The sequence below is a fragment of the Candidatus Viridilinea mediisalina genome (genome assembly GCF_002532535.1).
Taxonomy (GTDB): domain Bacteria; phylum Chloroflexota; class Chloroflexia; order Chloroflexales; family Chloroflexaceae; genus Viridilinea; species Viridilinea mediisalina.
Window position 1 is genome coordinate 1 of record NZ_NQWI01000315.1, and the last position, 686, is coordinate 686.

General features: G+C 59.2%; 1 pseudogene. It reads right to left on the reverse strand.

Features of this window, described 5'->3' with window-relative positions:
• Nucleotides 1-686: pseudogene (locus CJ255_RS22215) on the reverse strand (PD40 domain-containing protein); the annotation flags it as partial.

Sequence of the window (686 nt, forward strand, 5' to 3'; positions counted from 1 at the left end):
TCTCTTGTTTGTGGTGGATCAGCAAGCGTTTCGCCAGTGGGCGTAATACGCACCAACGACCATGTGGTCTCGTCCCAGGTAGATGCACCGACAAGGCGCGCAAAGCGCAGCGTGCCATCAGGAGCAAAGGTGGGCAGAAACTCATCGGCGGGATCATCGCTGATCGCCGTTGTTGCACCCGTCGCCAGATCGAGCAGGTAGATGTGGTAGCTACCTGTACGATTGGATGCATAGGCCAACTGGGTGCCATCGGGCGACCAAGCGACCTGGATGCCGCCATATGATCCAGGGCTGCCCACTGTGCCATCGTCAACCAGGGTGGTGGTCTGACCACTCGGCAGATCGAGCAGGTAGATGTTGCCATCATCAATGAAAGCGATTTCGCCAATCGTGGGTAAGGGTGGCGTTGCGGCAGCCCGCAGCCAGGTTGCAGGAATCGGCACATCCCAACGCAGATCGGTCGTGTCGGCGGGTACCTCCATAATGCGTTGGAGGCCACTGCCATCAAGGTTGACCAGCCAGAGCGCATCGTGATCGCGGCCTAAGTCGCCCGGATCGCTCGTAATGAAGGCGAGTTGCTGCTGATCGGGGCTGAGCGCCATTTCACGTGCCAGCATCCCGCTGATCAGCACACGCTCGTTTTGGCCATTGGCATCAACCAGCACCAGATCGTAGCGCGGTTCGAC